Genomic DNA, 4,955 nt, shown 5'->3' on the forward strand with positions numbered 1-4,955 from the left:
CAAAACGGAGAGTTTGATCCTGGCTCAGGATGAACGCTGGCGGTATGCTTAACACATGCAAGTCGAACGATGTAGAGACGTAGCAATGCTAGGTCTCTACATAGTGGCGGACGGGTGAGTAACGCGTGAGAATCTAGCTTCAGGTTCGGGACAACATTGGGAAACCGATGCTAATACCGGATGTGCCGAGAGGTGAAAGGCTTGCTGCCTGAAGAAGAGCTCGCGTCTGATTAGCTAGTTGGTGGTGTAAGGGACTACCAAGGCGACGATCAGTAGCTGGTCTGAGAGGATGATCAGCCACACTGGAACTGAGACACGGTCCAGACTCCTACGGGAGGCAGCAGTGGGGAATTTTCCGCAATGGGCGAAAGCCTGACGGAGCAATACCGCGTGAGGGAGGAAGGCTCTTGGGTTGTAAACCTCTTTTCTCAAGGAAGAAGTTCTGACGGTACTTGAGGAATCAGCATCGGCTAACTCCGTGCCAGCAGCCGCGGTAATACGGAGGATGCAAGCGTTATCCGGAATGATTGGGCGTAAAGCGTCCGCAGGTGGTGGTGTGTGTCTATTGTCAAAGCATCATGCTTAACATGATAAAGGCAGTAGAAACTACACGACTAGAGTGCGTTCGGGGCAGAGGGAATTCCTGGTGTAGCGGTGAAATGCGTAGAGATCAGGAAGAACACCGGTGGCGAAAGCGCTCTGCTAGGCCGCAACTGACACTGAGGGACGAAAGCTAGGGGAGCGAATGGGATTAGATACCCCAGTAGTCCTAGCCGTAAACGATGGATACTAGGCGTTGAGAGTATCGACCCTCTCAGTGCCGTAGCTAACGCGTTAAGTATCCCGCCTGGGGAGTACGCACGCAAGTGTGAAACTCAAAGGAATTGACGGGGGCCCGCACAAGCGGTGGAGTATGTGGTTTAATTCGATGCAACGCGAAGAACCTTACCAGGGCTTGACATGTCTGGAACTTCGGTGAAAGCTGAAGGTGCCTTCGGGAGCCAGAACACAGGTGGTGCATGGCTGTCGTCAGCTCGTGTCGTGAGATGTTGGGTTAAGTCCCGCAACGAGCGCAACCCTCGTTCTTAGTTGCCAGCACTTCGGGTGGGCACTCTAGGGAGACTGCCGGTGACAAACCGGAGGAAGGTGGGGATGACGTCAAGTCAGCATGCCCCTTACGTCCTGGGCTACACACGTACTACAATGCTCGAGACAAAGGGCAGCAAGTATGCGAATACAAGCAAATCTCAGAAACTCGGGCTCAGTTCAGATCGCAGGCTGCAACTCGCCTGCGTGAAGTCGGAATCGCTAGTAATTGCAGGTCAGCATACTGCAGTGAATTCGTTCCCGGGCCTTGTACACACCGCCCGTCACACCATGGAAGCTGGTCACGCCCGAAGTCGTTACCCTAACCGTTCGCGGAGGGGGACGCCGAAGGTAGGACTGGTGACTGGGGTGAAGTCGTAACAAGGTAGCCGTACCGGAAGGTGTGGCTGGATCACCTCCTTTTTAGGGAGACCCAACCAATTTTAGATTTGAGATTTTGGATTTGAGATTTGAAAAACAATCAATCCAAAATCAGCAATCAGCAATCAAAAATCTAAAATTGAGTCATCCCAGGTCGTTCGCAGGATTGAGACATGGCTTTCAAACTATGAAATGGTTCGGTGAGACAGAGAAAGCAAACAAAGTAGAAAAGCTAACTCAGCAACCGAAAACTTAGTTGTTAGGACTGCTGGGGAAAGAGCCAGCCAGAACCTTGAAAACTGCATAGAGAAGCGAAAAGGTAGTAGTTGAGAGTTGAGTGAGAGTAGTTGTAAGAGAAAAGCTAACAACGAAGTAAAATTGCTCAACAATCAAGCAAATCCAGACACCAATGAAAAGTGGTCAAGCTAATAAGGGCTTGCGGAGGATACCTAGGCACACAGAGGCGAAGAAGGACGTGGTTACCAACGAAAAGCTCCGGGGAGTTGGAAGCAAGCATTGAGCCGGAGATGTCCGAATGGGGGAACCCAAAAAACTGCCTATTGAATATATAGATAGGTAAGAGCGAACCGGGCGAACTGAAACATCTTAGTAGCCCGAGGAAAAGAAATCAAACGAGATTCTCCAAGTAGTGGTGAGCGAACGGGGAAGAGCCTAAACCAACAAGCTTGCTTGTTGGGGTAGTGGGACAGCATGATGCGAATCGTAGAGTTAGACGAAGCATTGAAAAGATGCACCAGAGAAAGTGAAAGTCTTGTAGTCGAAAACTTGAAGATAGCAGCTGAATCCCGAGTAGCATGGGGCACGTGAAATCCCATGTGAATCAGTCTCGACCACGAGATAAGGCTAAATACTCCTGTGTGACCGATAGCGAAACAGTACCGCGAGGGAAAGGTGAAAAGAACCCCAACAAGGGGAGTGAAAAAGAACATGAAACCGCAAGCCCACAAGCAGTGGGAGGACGATTAAACGTCTGACCGCGTGCCTGTTGAAGAATGAGCCGGCGAGTTATAAGCACTGGTAGGTTAAGTGGATAGCACGAAGCCAAAGCGAAAGCGAGTCTGAAGAGGGCGCAAATCAGTGTTTATAGACCCGAACCCTGGTGATCTAACCATGACCAGGATGAAGCTTGGGTAACACCAAGTGGAGGTCCGCACCGACCGATGTTGAAAAATCGGCGGATGAGTTGTGGTTAGGGGTGAAATGCCAATCGAACCAGGAGCTAGCTGGTTCTCCCCGAAATGTGTTGAGGCGCAGCGGTTGTGATTAACTCGGGGGGTAAAGCACTATTTCGGTGCGGGCTGCGAGAGCGGTACCAAATCGAGATAAACTCTGAATACCCGAAGAAGACACAGCCAGTGAGACGGTGGGGGATAAGCTTCATCGTCAAGAGGGAAACAGCCCAGACCACCAGCTAAGGTCCCGAAATCATCGCTAAGTGGCAAAGGAGGTGGGAGTGCATAGACAACCAGGAGGTTTGCCTAGAAGCAGCCACCCTTGAAAGAGTGCGTAATAGCTCACTGGTCAAGCGCTCCTGCGCCGAAAATGAATGGGACTAAGCGATGTACCGAAGCTGTGGGATTACATTGTAATCGGTAGGGGAGCGTTCTATATGGGAAGAAGCACTAGCGGCAAGCAGGTGTGGACTGTATAGAAGTGAGAATGTCGGCTTGAGTAGCGCAAACATTGGTGAGAATCCAATGCCCCGAAACCCCAAGGGTTCCAGAGCCAGGTTCGTCCACTCTGGGTTAGTCGGGACCTAAGGCGAGGTCGAACGGCGTAGTCGATGGACACAGGGTCAACAATCCCTGACTAAAGTATGGGAGCATTACTAGGGACGCATGAATGGGGACTACACCCTGACTGGATTGGGAGGAGTTTACGAACTCCGGGTAGTCGAAATGAGTGCCAAGAAAAGCTAGTAATGTGTTGAGCATACTTTACCCGTACCCGAAACCGACACAGGTGGGGAGGTTGAGAATACCAAGGGGCGCGAGATAACTCTCTCTAAGGAACTCGGCAAAATGGCCCCGTAACTTCGGAAGAAGGGGTGCCCACCTCAACAGGTGGGTCGCAGTGAAGAGATCCAGGCGACTGTTTACCAAAAACACAGGTCTCCGCAAACTCGTAAGAGCATGTATGGGGGCTGACGCCTGCCCAGTGCCGGAAGGTTAAGGAAGTTGGTCAGGGGGCAACCCTAAAGCTGACGACCGAAGCCCCGGTGAACGGCGGCCGTAACTATAACGGTCCTAAGGTAGCGAAATTCCTTGTCGGGTAAGTTCCGACCCGCACGAAAGGCGTAACGATCTGGATGGTGTCTCGGAGAGAGACTCGGCGAAATAGGATTGTCTGTGAAGATACGGACTACCTGCACCTGGACAGAAAGACCCTATGAAGCTTTACTGTAACCTGGAATGGTGTCCGGGCTGAGCTTGCGCAGGATAGGTGGGAGGCGTGGAGGCATTCCTTGTGGGGGATGCGGAGCCAACGGTGAGATACCACTCTAGTTCAGCTAGGATTCTAACCCGCGACCGTCATCCGGTCGGGAGACAGTTTCAGGCGGGCAGTTTGACTGGGGCGGTCGCCTCCTAAAGGATAACGGAGGCGCGCAAAGGTTCCCTCAGCACGCTTGGAAACCGTGCGACGAGTGTAAAGGCATAAAGGGAGCTTGACTGCAACACCAACAAGTGGAGCAGGTAGGAAACTAGGCCTTAGTGATCCGACGGCGCAGAGTGGAATGGCCGTCGCTCAACGGATAAAAGTTACTCTAGGGATAACAGGCTGATCTCCCCCAAGAGTCCACATCGACGGGGAGGTTTGGCACCTCGATGTCGGCTCATCGCAACCTGGGGCGGAAGTACGTCCCAAGGGTTGGGCTGTTCGCCCATTAAAGCGGTACGTGAGCTGGGTTCAGAACGTCGTGAGACAGTTCGGTCCATATCCGGTGCAGGCGTAAGAGTATTGAGAGGAGCCTTCCTTAGTACGAGAGGACCGGGAAGGACGCACCGCTGGTGTACCAGTTATTGTGCCAACAGTAGACGCTGGGTAGCCATGTGCGGAGCGGATAACCGCTGAAAGCATCTAAGTGGGAAGCCCACCTCAAGATGAGTACTCTCACAGCATCAAGCTGGTAAGGTCACAGGTAGAACACCTGTTCATAGGCTCTAAGTGGAAGTGTGGCAACATATGAAGCTGAGGAGTACTAACAGACCGAGGGCTTGACCTCATCTTTAACATTGTTTCGCTTCAACATTCTATGCAGTCTTCAGGGTTTTGTTCATTGGTAATACCTCTAACCCATCTTACCAATTACCAATTACCAATTACCAATTACCAATTACCCATTAGCCTTTCCTGGTGTCTATGGCGCTGTGGAACCACTCTGAACCCTTCCCGAACTCAGTTGTGAAACGCTGCTGCGGCGACGATAGTTGGAGGGACACCTCCTGCAAAAATAGCTCGATGCCAGG

3 rRNA genes are annotated in these 4,955 nt (G+C 51.8%); all 3 read left to right on the forward strand.

The annotated features are described in order from the left end of the window. The first annotated feature begins 1 nt into the window (after position 1). Positions 2-1,509, forward strand: a 16S ribosomal RNA gene (locus NIES592_RS23985). 376 nt (positions 1,510-1,885) lie between these two features. Beyond that, positions 1,886-4,711, forward strand: a 23S ribosomal RNA gene (locus NIES592_RS23995). Between the two features lie 127 nt (positions 4,712-4,838). Further along, positions 4,839-4,955: ribosomal RNA gene (rrf, locus tag NIES592_RS24000) — 5S ribosomal RNA — on the forward strand; the annotation flags it as partial.

The sequence above is a fragment of the Fischerella major NIES-592 genome (assembly GCF_001904645.1).
Taxonomy (GTDB): Bacteria; Cyanobacteriota; Cyanobacteriia; order Cyanobacteriales; family Nostocaceae; genus Fischerella; species Fischerella thermalis.